The sequence below is a fragment of the Lactiplantibacillus sp. YT640 genome (genome assembly GCF_049745435.1).
Taxonomy (GTDB): domain Bacteria; phylum Bacillota; class Bacilli; order Lactobacillales; family Lactobacillaceae; genus Lactiplantibacillus; species Lactiplantibacillus plantarum.
The window spans coordinates 16,389-40,721 of record NZ_JBMNVY010000020.1 but is presented as its reverse complement, the minus strand read 5'-3'; the positions used below and the strand labels follow the sequence as shown (position 1 = coordinate 40,721).

The following is a 24,333-nucleotide window of genomic DNA, read 5'->3' as shown; positions in this document are numbered from 1 at the left end:
AGCATCTAAAAAAGCACCCGGATTTTCATCCGCGTGCCTCTTTACAACCTTAATCATATTGAAACGATGCTGATCACTGATTCTGAGCCACGCGCTCAACATCGCGGGCAATCATAAGTTCTTCATCAGTAGGAATGAGTAACGTCCGAATCTTCGCATCGGTCGTACTCAGGTCCCGTTCGACACCACTGACTTGATTCTTAGTCGGGTCAATCGCGACGCCAAAGTAGGTCAACCGATCCGCGATTCGTTGTCGCATCCGTGCATCCCGTTCACCGATACCAGCCGTTATCACTAATGCATCCGCACCTTGTAGCTCAGCCAAATAAGCACCGACATACTTAACGATCCGATTGACAAAAATATCAATAGCTAACTGAGCCTGTGAGTCCTCATCATAACGTGCCTCGAGCTCCTGCATATCTGCAGAACCAGCTAGCCCCAGTAAGCCTGACTGCGTATTCAAAATCGTTAACATTTCATCAGGATCGCTAATATTAAGCTTTTTCATGAGATAAGCAACCAGCGACGGATCCACATCGCCCGAGCGCGTTGCCATTGTAATACCAGCTAACGGCGTAAATCCCATCGAGGTATCTAGTGACTGTCCATGATCAATCGCCGTAATCGAACTTCCCGCACCTAAATGCAACGTAATCAGCTTCAACGTTTCGAGCGGTCGGCCCAATAATTTAGCTGCTCGCACCGCGACGTAGCGATGGCTCGTTCCATGAGCGCCAAACTTGCGAGCACCATATCGTTGATAGTAATCATACGGTAACGAGTATAGATAGTTAACCGCCGGCATACTTGCATGAAACGCCGTATCAAAGACAGCGACCGCGGGCACATGTGGTAGTACCCGCTTGAAAGCACGAATACCGACCGCATTAGCCGGATTATGCAATGGCGCATATTCGGCCAGATCCGTAATCTGCTTAAGCACTTGGTCAGTGATTAAAACTGAATCATGGAATTGCTCGCCACCGGCAACGACCCGGTGACCGACCCCAGTAATTTCATCATATGAGTCAATAATTCGCAATTTAATTAACTCATCCAAAACGATATTCACGGCAGCCAAATGGTCCGCGACTACGGCTTTCTCTTGGTAATGATGATCAACGCCATAGCGAATATTGACCGGTGAAGTTTTGAATCCAATTCGTTCAACAGCGCCCTGTGCAATCACCCGTTCCTGTGGCATTTCAAATAACTTAAATTTCAACGTCGAACTACCAGCGTTGATGGCAATGGTCTTCCCCAAACGACACACTCCTAGCGAATAATATTCTGGTCGACCCACGCATCAATTTGAGCGGTAAACGCTTGAAAGGCACGTTGATCCTCAAATGATGGAAAGTCGCCTAGTAATACTTTACCTGCTTGGTGGGCCCGTTGTCCATGTTTCTGTAAAACAACAATTGATTTTCGTGATTTTTCATCAAGAAAAAGGTTAGTCGGCAAGTTCAACAGACCTTGGAGGTAAGCCGCAGTGCTCATCCATTTTAACAGTCCTTGAGACTCTTGCGACTGAAAAATCGTCGTTGGAACAAGGAAAACACCCCAGCCGCCCGGTAACAAATGAGCCATCGCTTGCTCCATCATCAAATGATGAATGTAAGAATGACCATTCGTCGCTTTCGTTTGAAAACCTTGGACACGGTCATCCAATGGGTAGTACCCCACTGGCAAATCACCAATTACAACGGTCGTTTTCGGCATGACCAGGGAATCAATTGCGTCTTGATGAAACAACTCCACTGCTGATCGTTGGAGATCCATGCTCATCGCGGCGATTGCCAACTGATTATCATCATTATCGACTCCGTAACCCTGAATCGGACGTGGCCGGTCCGTCTGCAACTGATTTATGACCGTAGTTAATAAGTTACCAGTCCCGACAGCAATATCCAAAATTGACAAATCAGTCGTCGATCCAACTAACTTAGCAATCAAGTATGCCGTTAACAGTCCAATCGAATCTGGTGTCATTTGATGGTTTGGATCAACGTGATCATTATGAATCGCCTTTAGTAAGGCCAACTGAAGCGCACGCCGAATTGTTTCGGCGTCCAATTGTTTTAAGTCGATCGTTTGATAGAGCTTTGTTAAAGCTGCCGTCTGTTCCGGATTTGGCTTGCCATCCTCAACATGTACAGATTGGCTTAATAAATTATCGCCAGTCTCAATGAGCGCATCCACGTAAGAAACGGATAGTTGTTGCATCAAAACTTGAACTGATTGATCTAAGACCTGAAAAAGCGTCTCGGTTTCTGCTTGTGCCAGAATACTCACCCTCCCGCAAAATCTGTAATCCTTAACCATATTACTGATTTTACGCGTTAAGTTCAAGTCACGGGGTTCACTCACCAATCAAGGGAGCGAATTATGCTGATAAGGGTGCTCATAGGATTGTAAAATCAAGCGATATAACGTCTGGCGAGACTGAAAATTAACGTATCGTTGGGTTTCAAACGCCCCACCAATTAACAATAAGCTAATCACCGAAAGCAGGATCGTTCCGCGTCGCTTCCTCATCTACCATTGTCCTCCGATCTGGTAACAGTAATTGGGCTTGAAAATGAATCCCCTTATCAGTCGTCATCGTCAGGGTCAAATCATCGGCCACGTGAAATTGCCGAACGCCCTGCATCAGATTGATTTCACCACCACCATAGTGGCGCAATCCGATTCGATGTAGGATATGATAATAAGTCAATAAATACTGTTTGCCGGTGACCGTATTAACCAAATGAACGGCTTTTCCCGGCGTCAGACCACCCTCATCGGAAATATGGTCCACCACAAAATGGTGATCCGGATTTTCAAGCTCGTGAAGCATCAAATACCAATCCACTGTTGGCAAATCCACTTGGGTGCGCCGGGCCAAATTGCGCTGCCCCTGAAAAAGTGTCGTCAGCACTACGGCCACGATTGCTAACGACACAACGGCTTCAATTAACGTAAAACCGCGCCGCCTAATCATGTGCTTGCTCCGGTATCCTGGATAATAGCTGCTGACGTTGCCGGTCTTCATATTGTTTTCTGGCTGTCTGAATCGCCTGCAAGGTCTGCCGTTCATGTGACTGCATCATAATCTCTAAACTTTCAAACCCAATCAAACCACCCATCAATAGCCCCAGAGCAGTAATCGTTTCAATCATCAAAAAACCCATTCGCGTCTTTAACATGTGTGACTTTATAGGCCCCCCACCCCATCAAAGCATTCAGTTTGATTTTCTGCTTCGGCTGTAATTGCGACTTGAAAATAACCACTGCTAGCTGTGGATGCCCATTTTTCTGGATTTGAATATCACGACCGCGCTCTGTTTTTAATGTTGCAGGCAGTGGGAGATGCCACTGTGGGCCACTGATAGGCCGCCCCCGCTTGCCACCCCAAGTCACGACTTCCGTGCCACGAAAGCTCACGACCTGGGGCTGACCCGTCACACTAGCGGTTAAGGTCCGTTGCTGCCACATCGTTTGTAACTCCCGCCAGAAAGCCTGTTCCGCATTCTGTTGGCGTTGCCGTGTGGGAAAACGGTGCACAGCAATCACCGCCACACTAGCCACGATCGCCAAGACCGCTACCGTTTCGATTAAGGTAAATCCCTGTCGCTTAACCACCAACTACTTTTTGTGGTTGCGGCCGTACCGGACTAATGCCCTGTGACTTAGCCTGCTTATATTGACCATCGTTAATATATCCCTTGTTCCGAAGTTCTTCTAACATTGCGTCGTCATCCGTGACGGTCTTACCCGTATCATTCGCATACATTTCAGCCTGATTTTGAACAACTTCAGTCAGGGCTTCTTGTTGGCGACCAGCCGCCTGTTTACGTTGTTGATTCAAATTGGGCACCACGATCAACATCAAGAGACTGATGATCGCCAATACGATCACCATTTCAATTAAGGTAAAACCGCGCTGTGGTGCTGCCGTTTTTTTCATCAAGCGTTTCATTAATAATGTCATTTTAAAATCTCCCCCATTGATTGATACATCGGTAATAACAAACTCAAGTATGTGCCGACAACGACGAGTGCAATAATGCCAAACATGATGGGTTGAATCCAACCAATCATCCGGTTCAACTGTCGAATCAAGCGTTCGTACTGCAAAGTTGCAAAGTATAGTAATTCCTGACTTAACTGTTCTGCCGGACTCTCTTTGCCGACCAGTAGTGCTAACTCATCAGGTAATAATCGGTCCTCCTGGATAATTGTGACTAACGAAGTCCCAGTCAGTAACGCCTGTTCGATAACCTGCCCTTGCTGATAAATCAGCGCCTTAGTTTGAAAGTGCTGACTGACTTCACAAATGCCACGAATCCCTAAACCACCAGTCAGCAGCATACCCGCATTAAGGCTTAAATAGTAACCACAGTAGTTTCTGATCAGGGGACCAATCAAGGGGACTTGAGCCAACCACTGATAGCGCCGCCGAATGGGTAATCGGCTAACTTGAAGGCCAACCAGCAATAAGCAAATCACCAAGGTAATGACCGTGATACCGCTAAACCATTGCCAATTCGCGATTGTCCCACTACCATTACCACCATGAGCAAGACTCGGTAAAATCGCAGCTTTGACCGTGCCTAAAGTTCCCAGCAGTAGAATTAACAGCAGACAAGGGTACTGTAACAACCGCCGAATTTGGCGTCCCTGTTCAGCACGCGCTCGCATTAATTGACCTGCCTGCATCAAGGTCCGGCGTAATTCACCATGAGTCTCAGCAATTAAGAACTGGTAATACAAGTCCACCGCAATGTATGGACGCAGCGCCATAGACAAATCATCACCCGCGGCTAAACGCCCCAGCGCGGGCTGCAAGGATTGAAAGGCCGGTCCTTCTACATCCAATGTAAATTGAAAGGCTTGCTGAAACGAGAAGCCGTTGCCTAGCAAGTCGGCTAGCGTTTCAAACAGCTTCGCCTGCATAGCAATCGGAAGCCGTTTACGCTTCCTTAAGTTGATTGGCCGTCGCATGATCGAGACGGCCCGCTGCCAATTGTTCATCAATTAACTCCGCCCACCTTTCAGTCATCATTTGCGACGTTTTGGGCCTTGCATGCGGTAACACGACCGTATCGAAAATCGTCGCCACGCTGCCATCCGTCACTGGTACGAGGCGCTGATAGGACATTGCAGTTAAAGCCTGCTCCAAAACAGCGGCTTCCACTCCCAATTGCGTCAACCGGGGAATAATCCCGTAGACACCGCGCGCATGAATAGTACTTAAAACTAAGTGACCACTTAGCGCTGCCTGTACCGCAATCCGAGCCGTTTCGGCATCACGAATCTCACCAATAATAAAGACGTCGGGATGGTGGCGTAACCCAACCTTCAGTAAGTCGCCATACGCCATCTGGGCCGGCGCGTTTACTTGTAGTTGTAAAAATTGTGGTTCATAAATTTCAACCGGATCTTCGATCGTCATGACTAGCCGTTGGCCACGAAGCTGCCGCACAAGATCATACATCGTGGAAGTTTTGCCAGAACCCATCGGCCCGGAAAATAAGATCAATCCCGTTCGTCGCATTAATTGACTCAATTGTTGCCGTTGCTGTGGGACCAAATAGCTCAATTTTCGGGCCGGACCTTCATACAATAACCGGACAACCAACGACTCACGGTCCAAAAAGTCGCCAACTGCCGAGATTCGCAAATTTAAAGTTTGCTCTGCCAATGTTAACGTCATCGCCCCTAATTGGGGCCGCCGATGATCACTAATCGCCATGTTACTACGGTATTTGATGTGATTCATCAATTGCTGGGCCAACTCAGTTGTAATCTGAGTAAGTGCCCGCAAACTGCCTGCTGCTTGCACTAACACCTGATACCCTTCTGCCGTGGGTAACCAATAAATATCACTGGCCCGCTGATTCACGGCTGCCTGAATGATTTCGTTCAACTCTGCTTCAATCACCATTTATCATGGTCACGCTCCTTTCAATCATTAGTTTCGTAACAACGACCACTTTCCACGAAAAAAATGACATTTATTTTGGCATCAAAAAAGCTGTTCCAGAAATAACAAATTATTTCCAGAACAGCTCGTCATCGCATATTTTCATTTGCAATCCTAACATACGGCGTTATAAGCGCCCCGATATAAACCAATTAAGGCGTTAGGCCCGCTCAGCCGCTTCAATGGCTTCCTTAGTTGGAATCGATGGTTGCGCACCCAATTTTTGAACAGCTATCGAAGATGCCCGGTTGGCAAACCGTACCGCAGCGGCCAAATTACTAAAGTCTGGCATTAAGACCGAACTGAGTGCACCAATAAAGGTGTCCCCAGCTGCAGTCGTGTCAACGGCCTCAACCTTATAAGCTGGGACGAAGCCGTGCTCAGCACCGCGCATCCAGAAAGCGCCTTTACTCCCAACGGTAATGATCACGTTAGCAACGCCCAGCGCCTGCAACTTCTGTGCACCCTGAATCATCGATTGCTCATCAGTAATGTGCACGCCAGTCAAGGTTTCCGTCTCAGTTTCGTTAGGAACAATTAAGTCGGTCGTCGCTAGTAATTCTGCGGGCACCGTCGTCGTAGCTGGTGCCGGGTTTAAAATCGTTTTTTGCCCAGCGGCCTGAGCCAATTCAAACCCTCGAATCGTTGCTGCAATCGGCGTTTCAAACTGTGCAATCAAAAAAGTACTAGCGCTAATTGCGGGTTGGGCCCGTTCGACATCTTCGGCCGTAACCTGCTGATTAGTTCCACCATCGATTAAGATACGGTTCTCACTACTACTATCTAACAAGATGAAAGCTGAGCCGGTACTAGCCACATTGCTATGTTGAACATATTGGTCATTAACACCACTATTCGTCAACTGCTGCACCATAAAGGCCCCTTCCTGATCAGTACCAACTTTACCGATAAAAGTCGTTTGGGCACCAGCGCGCGCGGCTGCGATGGCTTGGTTAGCCCCTTTACCCCCACCAGCGACACTCTTACCAGTCAGCGGTAGCGTTTCACCAGGCTTAGGAAAACGCTTGAAACGCAAAATCGAATCAACATTCAAACTACCTAGTACGGTTACTTTATTCATGATTATTCGTCCCTTCAGTATTCAACTGCTCTAATTTTAGCAAACTGGCCTGTTCGACGCACTTGTTTTACTAATATTTTAAGCAATAAAAAACGTGGTTCTTGATTTATCATCAAAGAACCACGTCTTTTCATCATTAATCTGGGTAGTTAGCAGCTTCGTATACTTCTGATACGTCGTCGTTATCTTCCAATTCATCAATCATGTGTTGTAACTTTTCCACTTTATCAGCAGGAACGTCCGTTAGGTTTTCAGGAATCATGGTTAATTCAGCTGTTTCCAACTTGTAACCATTAGCTTCGAGGGCATCACGAACGGCAGCTAATTGTTTAGGATCAGTGTAAATTTCAAACGCTTCGTCGCTTGATTGTAAATCGTCGCCACCAGCATCTAAAACGTCCATCAACATCGTATCTTCGTCGGTATCTAAATCTTCGCGACTGATCACGATGTAACCCTTACGATCAAACATGTAACTAACCGCACCAGTTGCGGCTAAAGCCCCACCATGATGCGTGAACGCTGAACGAACCGCCGCAGCAGTCCGGTTTTTGTTATCAGTTAATGCGTGAACCAGAACGGCGATACCACCAGGGCCGTAGCCTTCGTAAGTAACTTCTTCGTAGTTCTCCGCACCGGAGCCACTACCTTTATCAACCGCCCGTTTAATATTGTCTTTAGGCATGTTGGCAGCTTTGGCCTTATCCATAACTAACCGCAATTGCGCGTTAGAATCTGGATCAGGACCCCCGGCTTTTACAGCCATATAAAGTTCACGGGAAATCTTTTGAAAGACTTTCCCACGTTTAGCATCTTGGGCGTTCTTACGTCCTTGAATGTTATGCCATTTTGAATGTCCTGACATGTGTGACTCCTTCTTTCATATTTATTTTCAGTTTAGTAGATAAACATACGTAAAGTATGATAGCAAAAAAAGCGAGCGATTTCAAGCACTAGAACCAAGGGCGTCCAAGTTCTGCGATTTTTATTGCAAATCTAATGAACCAGTTTCGTTATTGGACTCTCTTTCAGATTTGAAATTTCAGTTTGCTAATGACAACCACAACCACGACAAACTGGTGTTATGGCCGTAAATATGCGTAACCCACAGCTTGCAAGTCCACGATTCGCACCACACCAGCGGGAACGACCGTCACACTGGCAGGAAGTTGGGCCGCAGTCATTTGATGACTCACCATGGCATTATGGCAAGCATCAATCTCAACTTGCGGTAACGTCTGTTGTAATGGCTTCCAGGCACCAGTTACCAGCGTCGTGATAGCGGGCCCGTTGACCACAACCACCACCGTACTAGTTGGCCGGGCTGCCAAAAAATTCTGCACATTGCTTATGGCCGTTGCGACCTTAGCCGGCTCGTCGACATGGACTACTAAGTTAGTCATTCGCTTGTCCTCCCTCGATCGACCGCAGTTCGAGTGCGCGTAGATAGTGATAGCTACTCAACATGTTAGCGCAGGTCGCATCCGTTTCATCCGGCACTTCATAAATCATGGTAGCGTGCGGGTTGAGGACTGGTAACACCCGCTGCCAGTCAATCAGTCCCTGCCCTAAAGGTAAACTATCGTGCCGCGTCCCCATCGAATCAACCAAATGATAATGTTGAATGAGTGGAGCCAGCCGCTTCAAAGCCAACATGGTCAATTCCATATCACCGTGCAGCGCAATGAAGACGTGGCTCAAATCACAAACCAGCGGATAATGATGCTGAATGATACGCTCATCTAACTGGGGATCACCATACATAAAACTTGCCGTTACCCCATTTTCAATCACGACATGTCCACTCGCCTGACGAACCAAATTATCCAACCGCTCAAAGACCACGTCACGTGCAACCTGCAAGGACTCATACTCATCGATCAAGCGCCCACTGTCGCTACCATAGCCACCGTGTACGAGCACCTTGACATCCAATTCCGTCGCCAACGCAAGTAACTGGGCCGTACTCGTTTGTAGGAATTGGTACGCCGCAGCTTCACGATGTGGATCAAGCAATTGATCAAGATGAACGCCTTGATAACTCATAGGGTGATGAATCACAATTTGCTCGGTGACAGTTGTCTTTACAAATTGGACAGCTGTTTTAAGTGTCTGAAATGCTTCCGGTTCAAAGTCCGTGGCACTCGTAAAAAATTCAAATACTTCGGGCCGGTATTGCAAACGATCCATTAATTGTGCGGGTGCTTGGGACGCCTTCAAGCCTAACTTAATTTTTCCGGGCCGTGGCCGCATTATTAGTTGTGTCATCCGTTTAACTCATCCTTTCACGCATTCCAAAACCAAAAAAGGCTTGGAATAAATATTCCAAACCTAGTATAACGCTATCGTTCTAAATTATGCCAACGTCACTAGCTGGCAGACAACCGAACTTAATCAGCAGACTTGGTTGAGCCCCGCCGAACAATGCCGTATGGCAAGGTGACCGTCTTCTCGTCAAGTTCTTTATCGTTCATCAACTTAGTTAACATCCGCATGGCAACCGCACCAATATCATATAATGGTTGGGTAATCGAGGTAATGGCTGGACGCGTGATTTGGGTAATAATCGTATCATTACTCGTCACAACTTCCAAGTCATCTGGAACGTTGATCCCGGATTCCATACTTGCGTTGATAAGACCAGCCGCCATTTCGTCGTCCCCAACGAATACCGCAGTAGCGCCACTATCCGCAATGACTGGTTGTAACTTCCGCCCAGCATCATATGAGTAGCCCGCTTCATAAACGAGGGCGTCGTCAAACGGAATCTTAGCCTTGGTTAAGGCCCGTTTGTAACCCGTCAGTCGGTATTCAGCGTTGATTGATTGTGACAATGAGCCTAAAGCCAACGCGATCTTCTTGTGACCACGTGCAATTAAGTTAGTGACCACTTCTTCAACAGCTGCAGCGTAGTCGATATTAACGCTTGGCGTTTCATTGTTCGGATCAACCGTCCCAGCTAAAACAACTGGTGCCTTGGCCCGTTTGAATTCAGCCCGGAGCTTGTCATCAATATGGTTACCCATAAAGATGACCCCGTCAACTTGCTTAGCCATCAACGTATTCAACACGTTGACTTCTTGTTCACCCGCATCATCGGAGTTCGTTAAAATGATATTGTACTTGTACATCATCGCAATATCATCAATCCCGCGTGCTAACGCCGCAAAATAAATGTTGGTCACGTCCGGGATGATTACCCCGACCGTAGTTGAACGCTTACTTGCTAACCCTCGTGCAACTGCGTTAGGCCGGTAATCTAACCGTTCAATGACAGCTAGTACCTTTTTACGCGTTGCGGGTTTAACGTTGGGATTACCATTGACGACTCGTGAAACTGTGGCCATTGAAACCGCCGCTTCGCGTGCCACATCATAAATTGTTACTGTTTGTTTTTCCATATAAAAATAGCCCTTTCTTGCTTGGTATCATATGTTTTCATCCGTTTTCATGCAACATCAACCAATATAGCAAAATTACGCTTCCAATGCAACTTAAGATTGTTATTGAAATCGCTTTCATGAAAATAATACCGTACTTGTTTTCAAAATGCAAGATTTACCACACGAAGATTGTTATTTTGGGCTCATTATTCTCAGCTTTTTATCATCAACAGCGCTATACTAGTATTATTATCTATTATTTTATCTAAGGAGTGTTTGAATTGACAGATTATACGAAACTGCAACAAGTCCGTCAATGGACCCAAGACAATCACGTTGACGTGACCTACATCAGTAACTTTCACACAATTTCATATTTGACTGGTTTTGAGAGCAACCCCTACGAACGGACGCTAGCACTGTTTGTTTTCGCGGATGCGGAACCATTTCTCTTTGCACCCGCTCTCGAAGTTGAAGCAATCAAGGAGATGGGCTGGCCTTACAAAGTTTTCGGCTACCTCGACCATGAAGGTCCATACGCGCTAATTGCTGATCACATTCACGCACAATTGACTGATCCTAAAGTTTGGGCCCTTGAAACTGGGAACTTGACGTTAGACCGCTTTACCGCGCTCAAACAGCAATTTCCAGCTGCCCACTTCGATAAGGATCTATCACCTTATATTCAGCAATTACGGCTGGTCAAAACAGCTGATGAACTTGAAAAACTAAACATTGCCGGTAAATGGGCCGACTTTGCTTTTGAACAAGGATTTGCTGCTGTCAAGACGGGTCGCACCGAACAACAGATTGCTGCCGAATTACAGTATGCCTTAATGAAAAAGGGAATTATGGAAATGAGTTTCGACACTTTAGTCCAAGCTGGTGAACATGCCGCCAACCCCCATGGTGCAACTAACGAAGCCCAAGTCAAGCCAAATGAATTAGTGCTATTCGACCTCGGCGTCATGTATGAAGGCTATGCTTCTGATGCTTCCCGGACAATTGCTTATGGCCAACCGAGTGCCAAGCAAAAGGAAATCTTTGACGTCTGTCTGGAAGCCAACTTGACTGCTCAAGCGGCCATTAAACCAGGCATGGCAGCCGAAGATGTCGATAAAATCGCACGCGATATCATCACCAAAGCGGGCTATGGCGAATACTTCATTCACCGGTTAGGTCACGGAATCGGCCAAACTGACCACGAATTTCCTTCGATTATGGCTGGTAACCACATGCCACTCGTTGAAGGCATGTGCTTCTCAGTAGAACCTGGGATCTACATTCCCGGCGTAGCTGGTGTTCGAATCGAAGACTGTGGGGTCGTTACTAAGGAAGGCTTTAAGCCATTTACCCATACGCCAAAAGAATTAAAAGTATTAGATCTTTAATTAAAAACGTCAAGAGGGCCGTCACGACATAATCCGTGACGGCCCTCTTTTTTTACCTAGCGTTGACTGGTACTTGCTTTTAGTGTTATTCCGGTAGCGGATGTTCGGTTTCATAATCAGCCACTTCGGCTAACAGTGCCGCCGTCGTTTTCAATGGCAGCACGTCACAGTCAACCGCGGCTTCACTCCCCGCCTGACTCGCACGCCGATAAACATCAATCTTATGATTGACTTTTTGCAAATTCAACAAGGATTGATGGATTTGCGCTTCAACAGCCTGGCGTTGCTCTTCAAACATTGCTAGCCGTTGATCAATCGTTCCATCCCCATCGGCACACCAACTAATAAATTGTCGAATATCCTCTAACGGCATCCCGGTCTGCTTAAGACAACGAATCAATGCCAGTGAATCCAAGTCTTCATCATTGAAGACCCGGCGGCCCTGCTTATCACGCTTCACAAAGGGCGTTAAGCCCGCCTTATCATAATAGCGCAGTGTATAACTTGAAATACCGGTCTTTTTGGCGACCGCTCCGATTGAATACAATGTGATTCCTCCTCAAAAGCAGATAGGACACCGAGCACTTGCTCAGTGTCCTATCTTATCGCTGTCAGCTTACTTGGCTGGTGACGATTCATCCGTTGTCGATTCATCATCAGACTTCGCAGGTGTTGCGTCCTTAGCAGGTGCTGATTCTGGTACGGGCGCTGAAGTCTTCTCGTCCTCGCCAGCTTTTTGATAAGCAGCTCCACCATCAATGACGATATCTTCATCATCACCTTCATCATCTTCGACCTTAGCTAATTCAGACCGTAAACTATCCGTAGCTTGGTCAAGACTTGAGCCAAAGCTTTCACCCGTTTCCTGCTTAGCGGCTTGATACTGGTCAGCAAAATCGGCCACTTTTCGCTTTGTATCTTCAAATTGTTGCCCAGCTTCAGCCTTGAAGTCTTCAGCAGCATCGTTGGCATAGAACGCATAGTCGATTGCCCGATCCTTAAAATCGGCAATTCCTTGCTGTGCTTTAGCTTTCAATTCAGCCTTTTTATCATCATCCATCTTCATAACGGCGGTAGCAATCGCTGCACCACCTAAAACAACACCTAATAAGAATCCCTTTTTCGACATAATTAAGACTCCTCACTATTATTTTTTGAACGTCGATTACGATAGACATCAAAAGCGGCTTTGCCGACCTTGCTTGCGCTGGAGAACTTGCTCCGCTTCTCATTGTTCTTGCCAATCTTGGCTGTTAAGTCTCGAGTCGCAGCATTTAAGTCAGAGACGCTCTGACCTAAGTCGCCCATCGCTTGAAACGCTGGATCAATTGTTGCAACTTTGCCGTTAACATCCTTTAAGAGTTCATTGGCATTTGCCATGATTTTTTCAGTCTCATGTGACAAGGCGTCAACATCATCCGTAATATTATTTAAACTACGGTTGACTTCCCCCATCGTTTTAGTAATCCGCATTAAAAAAATCCCGATAAAGCATACTAATAATAAGAACGCAATGGCGGCAATGATGCCCGCAATGTGTGTAATCATCCTAAAATTCCTCCTTCAACAGCCATGATATTAAAACTAGCATAGCATTGTCTTTAGTATACCGCAATTAAAAAAGTGCTTACAACATTCACCCAGTCACATTTGGTCGCAATAACTTGATCACGGCTTGGTTGCCCGCGTCAAATCTGATAAACTAGTGAACAGACAACAATAACGAGGGTGAAGATATGTTTAATTCAATTAACCTAGCAGCGGTTGACACACCGACTAAACAAGTTTCGGTGTGGATGAAGTTGGCTAAGAAAATTGACTGGCAACAAATTATTATTAATATTGGCGGCAAGCTACTCGAAATCATTTTATTTATTTTACTATTTTGGGTGATTGATCGGCTAGGAAAACGCCTGATCCACCACTTATTTTTAACGAATGCTAATACCAGTGATACTGCCAATAATCGGATTTCAACGATTTTTACATTATCATTAAATATCTACCATTACGTCATCATGTTTTTTGGCATCTATGCGGTACTTTCAGTGTTAGGTGTTCCCGTGGGGACGTTGATTGCTAGTGCTGGGATTTTCAGTGTGGCGTTAGGTTTAGGCGCCCAAGGCTTCGTCAGTGACATTGTCACCGGGTTCTTCATTCTACTTGAAGATCAGATTGATGTTGGGGATTACGTCAAAATCGAAACCATTGAGGGGACCGTCTCCGCAATCGGTTTACGGACAACTCAAGTTACGAGTCCCGATGGCACGTTGAACTTTATTCCCAATCGCAAGATTTTAATCATTAGCAACCAGTCGCGTAACGATATGCGCGTGCTGATTGACCTCTACATTCTCACAACGACTCCCGTTCAAGATCTGACTAACGTGGTCCGCGAAACTAATGCCGACCTCGTGCCTCAGTATCCTGATATCATCGGTGAGCCCGACATTCAAGGCGTCACGACACAAGCCGATGGGACGTTGGTCTTCCGAGTACAATTTTACGTCAAAAATGGCATGCAGTTCGCAATTCAGCGCGACTTTTTGGCCGCCTACTTGAACGCGGCCCGAGCAGCGGGAATTCAACTCCCCTCGCCACGTTTAAATATCGCCCCAATGCACAAGTAAGCTCAACCAACACAAGCCCGCACAGCGGTTGCTCAGAAATGAGCGCCACGGTGCGGGCTTGATCTTTCATCTGACAAATTTCTTCAGGTGGGAACCATGACGCACGTTGTTATTGTCAGGAATAGTTTTAGTTATTCCCATTCGCAACCTAACGTGACCAGGCGAAAACTATTGTGCGGTCACAACCAACCATTAATTGCAACAACGCTCGGCATTCTTGAAACTCAAAAACGTACTGACACGTGTTAGCGCAGTACGTTTTGTAATTTATTTGTGTAACGCATTCCGATGAGTCAAAAAGCTGGTCATCGCATTGACCCCACTCATAATGGCAGCCGTGTGCGGCACCATGTTTTCCGAGTGCAACGAATATGGACTGTCGACCCCTAACCAGAACATTGTCCCTGGAATCTGATGAATCAAATAACCAAAGTCTTCCCCAGTCATTGCTGGTTCCGTTTCAATAAAGTTGACATCATCATCCTCCTGCATGTACTTGATAAAATCAGCAGTGATTGCGTCATTGTTCTCAACGGGATAATAACCACCTTGATTGAGCTTCAAATCGATATTGCAGTCATAGGCGAGCGCAATCCCCTCAGTAATCGTCCGAACCCGCCGCTGAATATGCATGTTCATCTCCTGCGTCAACGCTCGGATCGTCCCGTCAATCTGGGCCTCACCGGCAATCACATTGCCAATCGTGCCAGCAGTAAAGTGACCTAATGTCACCACACCACTTTGAATCGGGTCCACGTTGCGCGCTACAATCGTCTGCAGCTGGGAGACTAACGCCGCACCAGCGACGACCATGTCGTTTGCTTGATGTGGGTAAGCCGCGTGTCCACTTTTACCACTTAAGTGTGCGTGGATCTCACAAGTTCCCGCAAATAACGTGCCCATCCGGCAACCGATCGCTCCAGTTGGTAAATTAGGATTGTCATGGAATGCAAAAATCTCATCTGGCATCCAATCACCATCTAGCGCACCACTTTCGTACAAGCGTTGCCCACCCGAGGCATTTTCCTCAGCCGGCTGGAACATGAAAACCATGTCGGTCGCAGGTCGGTTCTCTGCAAAGTAGCTTAGGATTCCTAGCGCGACTGACATATGAATATCATGGCCACACGCGTGCATGACACCTGGATGGGTCGATGCAAATGGTAAGCCCGTATTTTCAGTAACTGGTAACGCATCGATGTCAGTTCGATAACCGATTCGATAATCATGCTTTAAACCACTGACTTTCACTAAAATCGCCGTATCCAAAGTAGGAATGGTTTTGATTGTCAGCCACTCTTGAGGCATCTTACCAATAATCGACAATAAATAAGCCTGTGTTTCATGTTCTTGTAAGCCGATTTCCGGAATTTGGTGTAAGTGTTGATAAATTGGAATTAGATCGGTTTCCCGTAAGACCATTGTTTATCCCTCCACCATTAAAGATTCCGTAATTCTGCCATTAATTCAGTCTTGCTCTTAGTCTTATCATCAATATCTTTCAACTTACGAGCAGGAACCCCACCGACTACGGTGTTAGGAGCGACGTCTTCAATGACGATCGCACCCGCAGCCACAACGGCACCCTTACCAACATGCACGCCTTCAAGTACGGCCGCATTGGCACCGATCAGCACGTCGTCATCGATTTGAACTGGTTTAGCCGAAGGTGGCTCTACCACGCCAGCTAACACAGTACCAGCGCCAATATGACAGTTCTTACCAACAATTGCGCGACCACCAAGAATGGCACCCATGTCAATCATCGAGCCTTCACCGATTTCGGCACCAATGTTGATCACCGCACCCATCATGATAACGGCATTATCACCAATCAATACTTGGTCACGAATAATCGCACCGGGTTCGATCCGCGCATTGTATTGCTTCAAATCTGCCATTGGTACGGCTGAATTGCGCGCGTCATTTTCTAATTCATAATCTTCGATATTTGCAGCGTTAGCCTTTAAGAACGGTTCAACATCCGCCCAGTCACCGAATAATACCCCAGCGTTGCCACTGAAGAAAGTTTTGATGCCTGCTGGAACGTTTAATTGGTCTAAAGCACCCTTCACGTATACTTTTACGGGTGTTTTCTTTTTCGCACTGCCAATGTAGTTAATAATTGATTGTGCATCTAATTTTGCCATCGGAGACCCTCCAAAAACTTATTTAGCTTTTTCACTAGTGGAAAAATCCTTCTCAATCATATCATATTGTTTGCCGATTTCATGGGTCAGAAAGTTAAAACTCTTCATGAATTCACGACGAGTGACAATTCCTTGAAAAATTTGCTGTTCATCAACGACTGGAACAAACGGATTATCAATCATCAAGTGTAACGTCTCTTCAACGTCATCCACATCATGAACCGTCTTAACTTGTGTCTCCATTACGTCACAGACACGTTTTTGCAGTAATATTTCAGTATTCAGTTGATCAAAACCTAACATTTGTTCAGTAATCAGTGGCAACGATACTAAACCTTCAAAGTGACCACCATGATCAAGTACTGGAATTTTGGAATACTTGACCTTCGTTAGTACTAAAAACGCGTGATACAAATTATTATCAGTTTGAACGTTGGCAACCACGTCCGCCGGAATCAAATAATGGTCGGCGTTACGTGACAATAAGTCCTCAACTGGTTGAATTAACATACAGCGCCTCCTTCACTAAGCCCATCCCTTTATTTTAACCGCAAAAGCACTTTGCACAGCCCTAAAAATCAGTTTTTTTACCACATTTTAATCAGCAAAATGAAATTTTAGTTCTGGCACCGCTTGTAGTTGCCGATCATAATATTGGACGTCGATACCTGCGGCTGACGTTGTCACGATGGCGTAGGTGCCACCGATACGTGCAAATTCACCACGCGGATAAGTAATACTACCAGGATTAAGCACGACCACGCCGCCTCGTCGTTCAACACCCAGTTGATGCGTGTGACCAAAGAAAGCCAGCTTCGCATTGTGCACCTCAGCATTAGCTAATAGATGGTCCAATCCCATGTTCACACCGACTAAGTGACCGTGCGTCATGTAGACTGTCACCTCATCAATAGTTGGATTCACTTCATTTGGAATCACGGCATCGAAATCCATATTTCCTTGAACCGTGAACATCTCTTGAAAAACCGCGTCATCATGCGGTAATTCAGAATCACCACAGTGAAAAAAGGCGTCGACCTGACCGCGGTACTTATCAAGCAATCGAACTAACACGTCACGATCGCCATGGCTATCACTCACTACTAAACATTTCATGCTTTCGCCCACCATTCATCGAATTTAGTCATCAGTTGTCGCAAGGCTGCACCCCGATGACTGATTTGATTTTTTTGTGCTGGCGTCAATTCCGCCAAGGATTTTTGAAACTTACTTGACCAAAATAACGGATCATAACCAAACCCATTGTCACCACGGGGGGCAATCAGAATACGGCCGGCTAACTCACCGTTAACGACAAGTTTCTCACCACTGGGTTTAAGGGCAACCAGGGTCGTATGAAAAGTCGCGGTCCGCTCCGCTTCAGGAACGCCACCAAGGTTGGCTAACAACTTGGCATTATTCGCAGCATCATCATGATCACCAGCATACCGTGCCGAGAACACTCCCGGATCGCCGTGCAACGCCTTGACCATCAAGCCGGAATCATCCGCAATTGCCGGTAATCCGGTTGCTTCGACCACAACCGTCGCCTTTTTAGTGGCATTTTCTTCAAACGTGATACCGTTCTCCTTAATTTCAGGAATATTTGGAAAATCAGCCAACGTTTTGATAGTAATATCATACGGTGCCAACATCGCGCTAAACTCGCGCGCCTTATTGGCATTGTTAGTCGCAATGATCAATGTTTGTGGTTTAGTCATTCGCTTCACTCCCTAAATCAATATGTTGTGCGTGAAAGTCCGGTTGGCCCAACCAGTTCCGCGCGATTGCTTCGAATTGATCAGCCGCCCCCGTCGTGTAGTACTCATCCGGATAACGCTTAGTAGAACGATCGTTAGCAATATCCAAGTAATCGAGTACCGCCGAGACATCGTTCACCGTTTCGGCACCAGAATCAATCAAGGTCACCCCAGGCCCCATCACATTTTGAATAAGTGGCCGCAATAATGGATAGTGTGTGCAGCCCAAAACAAGCGTATCAACGTCTTGTTTTTTTAGTTGTTTCAACGTTTCCGCAACCACCCGCTTGGCAACCGTTGATTGATACTCATTCGATTCAACCAACGGCACAAACTTTGGGCACGCCTGCGAAACGACCGTCGCAGTAGGATCTTTGGTTAAGATAGCATCTCGATAAGCATTACTACGAATCGTCCCCTCAGTCGCAATCACACCGATTCGATTACGATGAGAAGCTTTTAACGCAGCCCGCGAACCAGGCGCAATCACCCCAATAACGGGAATTGACAACTGCTGCCGCAACGCCGGCAATGCCGCTGCGGTCGCAGTATTACAAGCTATCACGAGCATTTTGATCTGCTTTGCTATTAAGAAATCCGCCATCTGAAAAGAAAAAGTTCGCACTTGTTCAGCTGGTCGCGGACCGTATGGCAAACGTGCCTGATCACCAATAAAATAAACTGTTTCGCGCGGGAGTTGTTTCAAAGCTTGCTTGACGACAGTCAACCCGCCAACCCCCGAATCCATGAAGCCAATTGCATGTTCATTTGCCATTTTAAAATCTCCGTTCACTGAATTCTGAAACTTTATTATGGTCTTTTTTGAAATTGATTTCAAGCCAGACCAATTGCGACGAAATTGTAAAGTTTCCGTTGATAAATTGAAAAAAACCGACACATTAGTGGAAACGGGGTATAATAATGATTATACAGTGGCTAGAGTACCACGATTTTTTGCATGGAAAGGAATTATCATGACGAACGACTTTTATTCTCAATTTGCGGGCAACTCGATCAAAGCTTCCATCCTCAGTGTGGAAATCTTGCGAGATGCCTTAATACCAAAGTTATTGGGTGATGACAGTAGTGGCATCCTTTACTGGGCGGGTAAAGACTTGGCACGCCAGTTTCCTGTCGCTAGTGATGATGATCTTGTTACCTTTTTCGAGCAAACCGGCTGGGGTCACCTTGTCGTGATTACAACGACGGATGATCTAATCACGTATGAATTGACTGGTGAGCCGGTCGCTCGGCGTAGCGCCACGATCAAATCACCAGACTTTATGCTTGAAACTGGCTTTCTAGCTGAGCAGTCAGCGCTCCGCACCAACTGTGTGAGTGAAGCTAAAATTACGTTCCAAAATCGCATGCGACTGCGCATCTCAGTTACGATTGATCACAATCAACCAATCGTCAATCACGATCCCGCAACACCAATCGAAATCGTGCGGCCTCAAGTTGAACTTGATGACGAACAACCTGAAGAAGCACAGTAAAAAGGACGGCCACGTGGTCGCCCTTTTTTGCAACGTTAAATAGTTTTCCTTATATAGTCATTATTAACGGTTGTCCCCGGTCTTAAAAAAGAGCGCAAAAAAACGCGCCGTTCACTTAAGAAGGCGCGTTCGCTAGCGAACCATTAATGAAATAATGGCCCAGCTTATTATAGATATTGAGCTAAAGTTTGTTGGATCTGTTCCTTGGAATGGTAGCCAACTAAGGTATCAACCACTTCGCCATCCTTCTTAACTAATAAGGTTGGAATGCTCATGATACCAAAGTTGCTGGCCGTTTCAGGGTTGGCGTCGACATCCATCTTATTGAACGTCACCTTGTCACCCATCTCGTCAGCTAATTGTTCGACCACTGGTGACTGCATCCGGCAAGGACCACACCATGTCGCCCAGAAGTCAGTTAACGTTACTCCTGAAGCCGTATCCGTTGTAAAAGTTTTATCAGTAGTTGCTGCGACCATTATAATCGGCCTCCTTTAAGCTTTATCTGTTACTAATAGTAAGTATACCAGTAACCGGGTGGAACACAAACAATTTGCCTGCAATCAAAGCGCCGATATCGTGCACAGCCATGAATTCGCGTCATCACTGATCTGCACCTGGCACTCGTCACTGGTTATTTGAACTGCACCTCAGTCGCACCATTGCCGCCATGATTTGGCGCAGCAAAGTGAAACGACTTGACTTGCCGATTAGACTTGAGATAGTTGGTAATGCCTTCTCGTAGAGCACCAGTTCCCTTCCCGTGTACGATTGTGACGGAAGGATACCCGGCCAACAACGCAGCATCAATATAGCGATCAACTTGAGTCATCGCGTCTTCATAACGCACACCCCGCAGGTCCAAGTTCGGCGAAACGTGACTCGCGTGGGCACTCTGAACAGTAGCACGCGCGCGTTTTGGCTCTTCTGGCTTAACGCGTTCCAAGTCAACGTCACTAATCTTCATCTTCAAGATGCCGAGTTGGACTTCCCACTCGTGTTTACCCATCTGACGCATCAACACACCACGTTGACCATACGATTTGACCAGCACGTCATCACCTTCATGAAAATCATGTTGGGCTTTGGCACGCCGTAATACACGGTTTTTCTTGAGCTTAGGCTGTTGCTCCAATGCATTCAACGCGCCCTTCGCATCAATCAACTCGTTTTCTTTGACAGTCGCCGTACCACTCGCTAATTGTTTCTTACGCAAATCACTAATGATAGCATCGGCCTTAGTCTTACTTTGCTCAACAATGGTGTTCGCCTGCACTTTGGCATCTTCGATCAACTGATCTTTACGCTGTTGATACGCATTGAATTCGCTCTTCAACTGCCGGTGCAATTTTTCAGAATCTGCCACTTGGGTTTTCAGATGCAGTTGTTCATCTTCAACCTGTTTGCGCTTCGTCACCAAATCCGCAATCATTGCGTTGAGGTCTTGACTATCCGTATCCGTCAACGACCGAGCTTGATCAACAATCGCTTGCGGGATGCCCAACCGCTGTGCGATATCGAGCGCATTACTTCGACCAGGAATCCCGACCAATAGCCGGTATGTCGGCTTGAGTGTTTCTTCGTCAAACTCCATACTAGCATTGATCGTATCAGGTCGGTTAAACCCATACGCCTTAAGTTCTGGGTAGTGAGTCGTCGCAACGACTTGGGTTCCCTTGGCCCCAATGGCATCCAGAATTGCGATTGCCAGTGCCGCACCTTCTTGCGGATCAGTCCCGGCACCCAATTCATCAACGAGTACTAAACTGTGAGCGTCGATCTGCGCTAAGAAACTTTCAATATTTTCCATATGGGATGAGAACGTACTTAAATTCTGTTCGATCGACTGTTCATCACCAATATCCGCAAAGATCTCATTATAAACGCCAACGCGACTTCCGGCTTCAACAGGAATAAATAATCCTGACTGGGCCATCAATTGTAGTAATCCCAGCGTCTTCAACGTAATCGTCTTCCCACCAGTGTTAGGCCCCGTAATGACCATCGCCTGATAATCAGTACCTAAACTAATATCATTGGCAACGACTTTGCGAGGATCAATCAGGGGGTGGCGTGCTTGCCGTAGATAGACTTCATTTTTGGGTGAAACGGCCGGTTCAGTCGCCTTCATATCATGCGCATAACGCGCCTTGGCATTGATAAAGTCGAAATGTCCAAGAATCGCCGCATTATTAATGATTTCGTCCTGGTAAGGCGCAATCAAGTTGGAGAGTGCCTCCAAGATACGCTGTTCTTCTTGCTTTTCCGCAACTTGATTTTGCCGTAACCGGTCATTCATCGCCATGACAGCCTGGGGTTCGATAAAGAGCGTCTGCCCACTCGCTGATTGATCATGCACGATGCCACCAAACCGACTACGATTCTCGGCCTTGACCGGGATAACGTAACGGTCGTTTCTAATCGTGATGATTGGGTCGCTTAAATACTTGGCATCATGGCCACGGGTATAATGACCCATTTGGTTACGAATCTCCGTTTCAGTACGACGGATATTGCTCCGAATCCGGCTCAGTTCTGGTGACGCCTCATCCGTGATATGACCGTCACCTTCAATGGCAGTAGCGAGGCGCTTCGTCACATCTGGTAAAGTAACTAATTCTGCAACTTCATCAAACAGGTGTCGAATATCATTCTCAGGGGCATCTTCTAGCAACTCGGCAAAAAAGCGCGTGATTGCGCGCGTTGTCCGTAACACCCGCCCAACTTGCCCGAGTTCACTCCCATTCAGGGTCGCACCGATAGCTAACCGTTTCATATGCGGTTTTATATCCGCTAAACGAGCGACCGGAATGCCACCCTTTAAACGATACACTTCTGCCCCATCGTTGGTTTCATCTAAGGCCCGTTGAATATCCGCAACGCTGGTCATTGGGTGTAGTTCATTGAGTGCTTGTTGGCCCGTTGCCGAGACTAAGTATGGTGCTAATTGTTGTTTTACTTGTTGGTACTCTAACGTATTCAATACTTTGGAATTCACTGATATCCCTCCGAAGTTCCAATGAATTACGAAAAGCCGCAAAAAAACGGACAATGCAATTACTTGTCGGCATCATCCGTTTGCATTTTCAATAATTCAGCTTGTTTGTCAACCTGATCTGAAATCGCATTGAATGCGAGCAACGTCGCAATCTCCGTATCAGACAAATCGGGGGCTAATTTTTTTAATTGTGCCACTTGCTCATTCATCATCCGCGTCACCGTTTGCATGTGACGGTCAGATGCCGTGCCAATGATCGTGTAAGTACGACCATCAATTTCCGCTTTAAAGCGGCGCTTGTTAGCAGTCATCAACATCCCGCTTCCTTTCAATAACAATTAATATTCTAGCATGGTTATCACAATTATGCGACAGTTAGAACCGTCTCATAATTTCTAAAAAAGCCCGCGGACATGCGCCCACGAGCTTAATCTACTTTCGACTATTGCATGCCACCGTCATCGGCTAAGAAGGTATTCAAAACTTGCTCAACCATATCCCATTCGTCGTCCGACTCGATCAGTTGTAATTCGCCATTGTCGCCATCTTCAGGATTAAAGATGTAGGCTTGAATATCAACTTCATCATCGGCCGCAGCATCAGCTGGATATAATAAAATATAGGAGTGACCGAAATCTTCTGAATCAAACGTGAACAAAATATTAAATAAGGTTTCGTTACCTTCGTCATCAACTAATGTGATCACATCATTGTCTTTACGATCTTGGTTTTGGCTCATGTTAGTTCCTCGCTATTCTTGTGTGAGTTTGCCGTGGCGATCCAAGTAGTTTTGCAAGATTAAACTTGCAGCTAGCTTGTCGATCACCTTTTTGCGTTTCTTACGTGAGGTGTTAGCTTCTTCAACCAACATCCGTTCAGCTTCAACGGTCGTCAGACGTTCATCTTCAAAGTCTACCGGCAAATGAAACCGGGCTGTCAGTAACTCGCCGTAATGTTGCGCCGCCTCAGCCCGTGGTCCCAAGGTATTATTCATATTCTTTGGTAGCCCTAGGACAAAGCCCCCAGCATCCAATTCTTCAACGAGTTCAGCAACCCGGTCGATTCCGAATTCCTCAGCATCCTCATTGATTCGAATAATTTCAACGCCCTGCGCCGTCCATCCAAAAGCATCACTAATGGCAACGCCAACAGTTCTGGAACCTACATCTAACCCCATCAACTTCATGCATCAACATCCTTATCTGCCTTTAAGTAAGACTTGACAAGTTCCTCGATAATCTCATCGCGCTGATGCTTCCGAATTAAGTTCCGAGCATCCTTTAAGCGCGGGATATACGCCGGATCACCGGATAGTAAGTAACCCACGATTTGATTAATCGGATTGTAGCCCTTTTCTTGTAACGCTTCATAAACTGTCGTTAACGTGTCGTGGACATCCTTAACGCTGTCATTATCGAAGTCAAAGTACATTGTTTTGTCTAATGAACTCATATCAAGCACCTCCCGCTA

At 46.3% G+C, this 24,333-nt stretch carries 31 protein-coding genes; 3 read left to right on the top strand and 28 right to left on the bottom strand.

Going from position 1 to position 24,333, the window contains the following annotated elements; genetic code table 11:
- Window positions 1-73 precede the first annotated feature (73 nt).
- The 13 genes from ACOV1R_RS11710 to ccpA all read right to left on the bottom strand — a co-directional run bounded on the left by ACOV1R_RS11710 (window position 74) and on the right by ccpA (window position 10,456).
- Window positions 74-1,267: an acetate/propionate family kinase gene (locus ACOV1R_RS11710; RefSeq protein WP_003645437.1), complete on the bottom strand. Its 1,194-nt coding sequence runs from the start codon at window positions 1,265-1,267 to the stop codon at window positions 74-76.
- An 11-nt stretch (window positions 1,268-1,278) separates the two neighbouring features.
- Window positions 1,279-2,328 carry a class I SAM-dependent methyltransferase gene (locus ACOV1R_RS11705; RefSeq protein WP_003641554.1) on the bottom strand — a complete coding sequence of 350 codons (1,050 nt, stop codon included), beginning with the start codon at window positions 2,326-2,328 and terminating at the stop codon, window positions 1,279-1,281.
- 172 nt (window positions 2,329-2,500) lie between these two features.
- Window positions 2,501-2,989 carry a type II secretion system protein gene (locus tag ACOV1R_RS11700; RefSeq protein WP_003641552.1) on the bottom strand — a complete coding sequence of 163 codons (489 nt, stop codon included), beginning with the start codon at window positions 2,987-2,989 and terminating at the stop codon, window positions 2,501-2,503.
- The gene (locus ACOV1R_RS11695) at window positions 2,982-3,167 is read right to left on the bottom strand and encodes a hypothetical protein (RefSeq protein ID WP_003641551.1); all 186 of its coding nucleotides are present in this window, start codon (window positions 3,165-3,167) and stop codon (window positions 2,982-2,984) included. The genes ACOV1R_RS11700 and ACOV1R_RS11695 overlap by 8 nt, the downstream gene beginning before the upstream one ends.
- Complete coding sequence (locus tag ACOV1R_RS11690) at window positions 3,160-3,633, bottom strand: type II secretion system protein (RefSeq protein ID WP_021357193.1); 474 nt, start codon at window positions 3,631-3,633, stop codon at window positions 3,160-3,162. The genes ACOV1R_RS11695 and ACOV1R_RS11690 overlap by 8 nt, the downstream gene beginning before the upstream one ends.
- Window positions 3,623-3,979: a competence type IV pilus major pilin ComGC gene (gene comGC, locus ACOV1R_RS11685; protein WP_003641549.1), complete on the bottom strand. Its 357-nt coding sequence runs from the start codon at window positions 3,977-3,979 to the stop codon at window positions 3,623-3,625. Before comGC ends, ACOV1R_RS11690 begins: the two co-directional genes overlap by 11 nt.
- A complete protein-coding gene (locus ACOV1R_RS11680; RefSeq protein WP_015640611.1) occupies window positions 3,976-5,022 on the bottom strand; it encodes a type II secretion system F family protein in 1,047 nt (348 codons plus the stop codon). The genes comGC and ACOV1R_RS11680 overlap by 4 nt, the downstream gene beginning before the upstream one ends.
- On the bottom strand, window positions 4,961-5,935 hold the full coding sequence (gene comGA, locus ACOV1R_RS11675) for a competence type IV pilus ATPase ComGA (protein WP_003645441.1): 975 nt from the start codon (window positions 5,933-5,935) through the stop codon (window positions 4,961-4,963). The genes ACOV1R_RS11680 and comGA overlap by 62 nt, the downstream gene beginning before the upstream one ends.
- Window positions 5,936-6,134: 199 nt before the next feature.
- Window positions 6,135-7,055 carry a ribokinase gene (gene rbsK, locus ACOV1R_RS11670; protein ID WP_003641546.1) on the bottom strand — a complete coding sequence of 307 codons (921 nt, stop codon included), beginning with the start codon at window positions 7,053-7,055 and terminating at the stop codon, window positions 6,135-6,137.
- 136 nt (window positions 7,056-7,191) lie between these two features.
- Complete coding sequence (locus ACOV1R_RS11665; RefSeq protein WP_003641545.1) at window positions 7,192-7,920, bottom strand: YebC/PmpR family DNA-binding transcriptional regulator; 729 nt, start codon at window positions 7,918-7,920, stop codon at window positions 7,192-7,194.
- Between the two features lie 217 nt (window positions 7,921-8,137).
- Window positions 8,138-8,458, bottom strand: a complete 321-nt coding sequence (locus tag ACOV1R_RS11660; RefSeq protein ID WP_003641544.1) for a DsrE family protein — start codon at window positions 8,456-8,458, stop codon at window positions 8,138-8,140.
- A complete protein-coding gene (locus ACOV1R_RS11655; RefSeq protein ID WP_003641543.1) occupies window positions 8,451-9,323 on the bottom strand; it encodes a sugar phosphate isomerase/epimerase family protein in 873 nt (290 codons plus the stop codon). The genes ACOV1R_RS11660 and ACOV1R_RS11655 overlap by 8 nt, the downstream gene beginning before the upstream one ends.
- 122 nt (window positions 9,324-9,445) lie before the next feature.
- Complete coding sequence (gene ccpA, locus ACOV1R_RS11650; protein WP_003641542.1) at window positions 9,446-10,456, bottom strand: catabolite control protein A; 1,011 nt, start codon at window positions 10,454-10,456, stop codon at window positions 9,446-9,448.
- A 263-nt stretch (window positions 10,457-10,719) separates the two neighbouring features.
- Between ccpA and ACOV1R_RS11645 the strand changes: the two genes are divergently transcribed.
- Window positions 10,720-11,829 carry a M24 family metallopeptidase gene (locus tag ACOV1R_RS11645; RefSeq protein WP_217203242.1) on the top strand — a complete coding sequence of 370 codons (1,110 nt, stop codon included), beginning with the start codon at window positions 10,720-10,722 and terminating at the stop codon, window positions 11,827-11,829.
- An 85-nt stretch (window positions 11,830-11,914) separates the two neighbouring features.
- On the opposite strand, the gene ACOV1R_RS11640 is transcribed toward ACOV1R_RS11645, so the two are convergent.
- The 3 genes from ACOV1R_RS11640 to ACOV1R_RS11630 all read right to left on the bottom strand — a co-directional run bounded on the left by ACOV1R_RS11640 (window position 11,915) and on the right by ACOV1R_RS11630 (window position 13,377).
- A complete protein-coding gene (locus ACOV1R_RS11640) occupies window positions 11,915-12,376 on the bottom strand; it encodes a MerR family transcriptional regulator (protein WP_003641539.1) in 462 nt (153 codons plus the stop codon).
- 69 nt (window positions 12,377-12,445) lie between these two features.
- On the bottom strand, window positions 12,446-12,958 hold the full coding sequence (locus ACOV1R_RS11635) for a YtxH domain-containing protein (RefSeq protein ID WP_003641538.1): 513 nt from the start codon (window positions 12,956-12,958) through the stop codon (window positions 12,446-12,448).
- A gap of 2 nt (window positions 12,959-12,960) precedes the next feature.
- Entirely contained in the window at window positions 12,961-13,377 is a 417-nt protein-coding gene (locus tag ACOV1R_RS11630; RefSeq protein WP_003641537.1) for a DUF948 domain-containing protein, read from the bottom strand.
- Window positions 13,378-13,565: 188 nt separating this feature from the next.
- On the opposite strand from ACOV1R_RS11630, the gene ACOV1R_RS11625 reads away from it, so the two are divergent.
- A complete protein-coding gene (locus tag ACOV1R_RS11625; RefSeq protein WP_027822802.1) occupies window positions 13,566-14,459 on the top strand; it encodes a mechanosensitive ion channel family protein in 894 nt (297 codons plus the stop codon).
- A 267-nt stretch (window positions 14,460-14,726) separates the two neighbouring features.
- On the opposite strand, the gene ACOV1R_RS11620 is transcribed toward ACOV1R_RS11625, so the two are convergent.
- From ACOV1R_RS11620 to racE, 6 genes are all read right to left on the bottom strand, one after another.
- On the bottom strand, window positions 14,727-15,881 hold the full coding sequence (locus ACOV1R_RS11620) for an N-acetyldiaminopimelate deacetylase (RefSeq protein ID WP_011101699.1): 1,155 nt from the start codon (window positions 15,879-15,881) through the stop codon (window positions 14,727-14,729).
- 17 nt (window positions 15,882-15,898) lie between these two features.
- On the bottom strand, window positions 15,899-16,609 hold the full coding sequence (gene dapD, locus ACOV1R_RS11615) for a 2,3,4,5-tetrahydropyridine-2,6-dicarboxylate N-acetyltransferase (RefSeq protein WP_003641534.1): 711 nt from the start codon (window positions 16,607-16,609) through the stop codon (window positions 15,899-15,901).
- 18 nt (window positions 16,610-16,627) lie between these two features.
- Window positions 16,628-17,119: a cyclic-di-AMP-binding protein CbpB gene (cbpB, locus tag ACOV1R_RS11610; RefSeq protein WP_003641533.1), complete on the bottom strand. Its 492-nt coding sequence runs from the start codon at window positions 17,117-17,119 to the stop codon at window positions 16,628-16,630.
- An 87-nt stretch (window positions 17,120-17,206) separates the two neighbouring features.
- Window positions 17,207-17,725, bottom strand: a complete 519-nt coding sequence (locus tag ACOV1R_RS11605; protein ID WP_003645445.1) for a metallophosphoesterase — start codon at window positions 17,723-17,725, stop codon at window positions 17,207-17,209.
- Window positions 17,722-18,330 carry an XTP/dITP diphosphatase gene (locus tag ACOV1R_RS11600; RefSeq protein ID WP_003641531.1) on the bottom strand — a complete coding sequence of 203 codons (609 nt, stop codon included), beginning with the start codon at window positions 18,328-18,330 and terminating at the stop codon, window positions 17,722-17,724. The genes ACOV1R_RS11605 and ACOV1R_RS11600 overlap by 4 nt, the downstream gene beginning before the upstream one ends.
- Window positions 18,323-19,144 (bottom strand): glutamate racemase, encoded by an 822-nt coding sequence (racE, locus tag ACOV1R_RS11595; protein ID WP_003645446.1) that lies wholly within the window; start codon window positions 19,142-19,144, stop codon window positions 18,323-18,325. The genes ACOV1R_RS11600 and racE overlap by 8 nt, the downstream gene beginning before the upstream one ends.
- A gap of 199 nt (window positions 19,145-19,343) precedes the next feature.
- On the opposite strand from racE, the gene ACOV1R_RS11590 reads away from it, so the two are divergent.
- A complete protein-coding gene (locus ACOV1R_RS11590) occupies window positions 19,344-19,865 on the top strand; it encodes a YslB family protein (RefSeq protein ID WP_033099034.1) in 522 nt (173 codons plus the stop codon).
- Between the two features lie 167 nt (window positions 19,866-20,032).
- Here the strand turns inward: ACOV1R_RS11590 and trxA are convergent, their stop codons facing one another.
- From trxA to ACOV1R_RS11560, 6 genes are all read right to left on the bottom strand, one after another.
- Window positions 20,033-20,344: a thioredoxin gene (gene trxA, locus ACOV1R_RS11585; RefSeq protein WP_003641528.1), complete on the bottom strand. Its 312-nt coding sequence runs from the start codon at window positions 20,342-20,344 to the stop codon at window positions 20,033-20,035.
- A 155-nt stretch (window positions 20,345-20,499) separates the two neighbouring features.
- The gene (locus ACOV1R_RS11580) at window positions 20,500-22,863 is read right to left on the bottom strand and encodes an endonuclease MutS2 (protein WP_016511478.1); all 2,364 of its coding nucleotides are present in this window, start codon (window positions 22,861-22,863) and stop codon (window positions 20,500-20,502) included.
- Window positions 22,864-22,922: 59 nt separating this feature from the next.
- Window positions 22,923-23,174 (bottom strand): cell division protein ZapA, encoded by a 252-nt coding sequence (locus ACOV1R_RS11575; RefSeq protein WP_003645448.1) that lies wholly within the window; start codon window positions 23,172-23,174, stop codon window positions 22,923-22,925.
- Window positions 23,175-23,305: 131 nt separating this feature from the next.
- Window positions 23,306-23,602 (bottom strand): DUF1292 domain-containing protein, encoded by a 297-nt coding sequence (locus ACOV1R_RS11570; RefSeq protein ID WP_003641525.1) that lies wholly within the window; start codon window positions 23,600-23,602, stop codon window positions 23,306-23,308.
- Window positions 23,603-23,614: 12 nt separating this feature from the next.
- A complete protein-coding gene (ruvX, locus tag ACOV1R_RS11565) occupies window positions 23,615-24,049 on the bottom strand; it encodes a Holliday junction resolvase RuvX (protein WP_003641524.1) in 435 nt (144 codons plus the stop codon).
- On the bottom strand, window positions 24,046-24,315 hold the full coding sequence (locus ACOV1R_RS11560) for an IreB family regulatory phosphoprotein (RefSeq protein ID WP_003641523.1): 270 nt from the start codon (window positions 24,313-24,315) through the stop codon (window positions 24,046-24,048). The genes ruvX and ACOV1R_RS11560 overlap by 4 nt, the downstream gene beginning before the upstream one ends.
- Window positions 24,316-24,333 lie beyond the last annotated feature (18 nt).

Excerpts from the sequence above, each read along its gene's own strand:
- ACOV1R_RS11630 (WP_003641537.1), bottom strand. The coding sequence starts at position 13,377 with ATGATTACACACATTGCGGGCATCATTGCCGCCATTGCGTTCTTATTA.
- ACOV1R_RS11655 (WP_003641543.1), bottom strand. The coding sequence starts at position 9,323 with ATGACACAACTAATAATGCGGCCACGGCCCGGAAAAATTAAGTTAGGC.
- ACOV1R_RS11660 (WP_003641544.1), bottom strand. The coding sequence starts at position 8,458 with ATGACTAACTTAGTAGTCCATGTCGACGAGCCGGCTAAGGTCGCAACG.
- ACOV1R_RS11590 (WP_033099034.1), top strand. The coding sequence starts at position 19,344 with ATGACGAACGACTTTTATTCTCAATTTGCGGGCAACTCGATCAAAGCT.
- racE (WP_003645446.1), bottom strand. The coding sequence starts at position 19,144 with ATGGCAAATGAACATGCAATTGGCTTCATGGATTCGGGGGTTGGCGGG.
- ACOV1R_RS11695 (WP_003641551.1), bottom strand. The coding sequence starts at position 3,167 with ATGATTGAAACGATTACTGCTCTGGGGCTATTGATGGGTGGTTTGATT.
- dapD (WP_003641534.1), bottom strand. The coding sequence starts at position 16,609 with ATGGCAAAATTAGATGCACAATCAATTATTAACTACATTGGCAGTGCG.
- ACOV1R_RS11600 (WP_003641531.1), bottom strand. The coding sequence starts at position 18,330 with ATGACTAAACCACAAACATTGATCATTGCGACTAACAATGCCAATAAG.
- ccpA (WP_003641542.1), bottom strand. The coding sequence starts at position 10,456 with ATGGAAAAACAAACAGTAACAATTTATGATGTGGCACGCGAAGCGGCG.
- ACOV1R_RS11570 (WP_003641525.1), bottom strand. The coding sequence starts at position 23,602 with ATGAGCCAAAACCAAGATCGTAAAGACAATGATGTGATCACATTAGTT.
- ACOV1R_RS11635 (WP_003641538.1), bottom strand. The coding sequence starts at position 12,958 with ATGTCGAAAAAGGGATTCTTATTAGGTGTTGTTTTAGGTGGTGCAGCG.
- ACOV1R_RS11625 (WP_027822802.1), top strand. The coding sequence starts at position 13,566 with ATGTTTAATTCAATTAACCTAGCAGCGGTTGACACACCGACTAAACAA.
- cbpB (WP_003641533.1), bottom strand. The coding sequence starts at position 17,119 with ATGTTAATTCAACCAGTTGAGGACTTATTGTCACGTAACGCCGACCAT.
- ACOV1R_RS11665 (WP_003641545.1), bottom strand. The coding sequence starts at position 7,920 with ATGTCAGGACATTCAAAATGGCATAACATTCAAGGACGTAAGAACGCC.
- comGA (WP_003645441.1), bottom strand. The coding sequence starts at position 5,935 with ATGGTGATTGAAGCAGAGTTGAACGAAATCATTCAGGCAGCCGTGAAT.
- ACOV1R_RS11560 (WP_003641523.1), bottom strand. The coding sequence starts at position 24,315 with ATGAGTTCATTAGACAAAACAATGTACTTTGACTTCGATAATGACAGC.
- ACOV1R_RS11620 (WP_011101699.1), bottom strand. The coding sequence starts at position 15,881 with ATGGTCTTACGGGAAACCGATCTAATTCCAATTTATCAACACTTACAC.
- ACOV1R_RS11605 (WP_003645445.1), bottom strand. The coding sequence starts at position 17,725 with ATGAAATGTTTAGTAGTGAGTGATAGCCATGGCGATCGTGACGTGTTA.
- ACOV1R_RS11680 (WP_015640611.1), bottom strand. The coding sequence starts at position 5,022 with ATGAACAATTGGCAGCGGGCCGTCTCGATCATGCGACGGCCAATCAAC.
- comGC (WP_003641549.1), bottom strand. The coding sequence starts at position 3,979 with ATGACATTATTAATGAAACGCTTGATGAAAAAAACGGCAGCACCACAG.
- ACOV1R_RS11575 (WP_003645448.1), bottom strand. The coding sequence starts at position 23,174 with ATGACTGCTAACAAGCGCCGCTTTAAAGCGGAAATTGATGGTCGTACT.
- ACOV1R_RS11705 (WP_003641554.1), bottom strand. The coding sequence starts at position 2,328 with ATGGTTAAGGATTACAGATTTTGCGGGAGGGTGAGTATTCTGGCACAA.
- ruvX (WP_003641524.1), bottom strand. The coding sequence starts at position 24,049 with ATGAAGTTGATGGGGTTAGATGTAGGTTCCAGAACTGTTGGCGTTGCC.
- ACOV1R_RS11700 (WP_003641552.1), bottom strand. The coding sequence starts at position 2,989 with ATGATTAGGCGGCGCGGTTTTACGTTAATTGAAGCCGTTGTGTCGTTA.
- rbsK (WP_003641546.1), bottom strand. The coding sequence starts at position 7,055 with ATGAATAAAGTAACCGTACTAGGTAGTTTGAATGTTGATTCGATTTTG.
- trxA (WP_003641528.1), bottom strand. The coding sequence starts at position 20,344 with ATGGTCGCAGCAACTACTGATAAAACTTTTACAACGGATACGGCTTCA.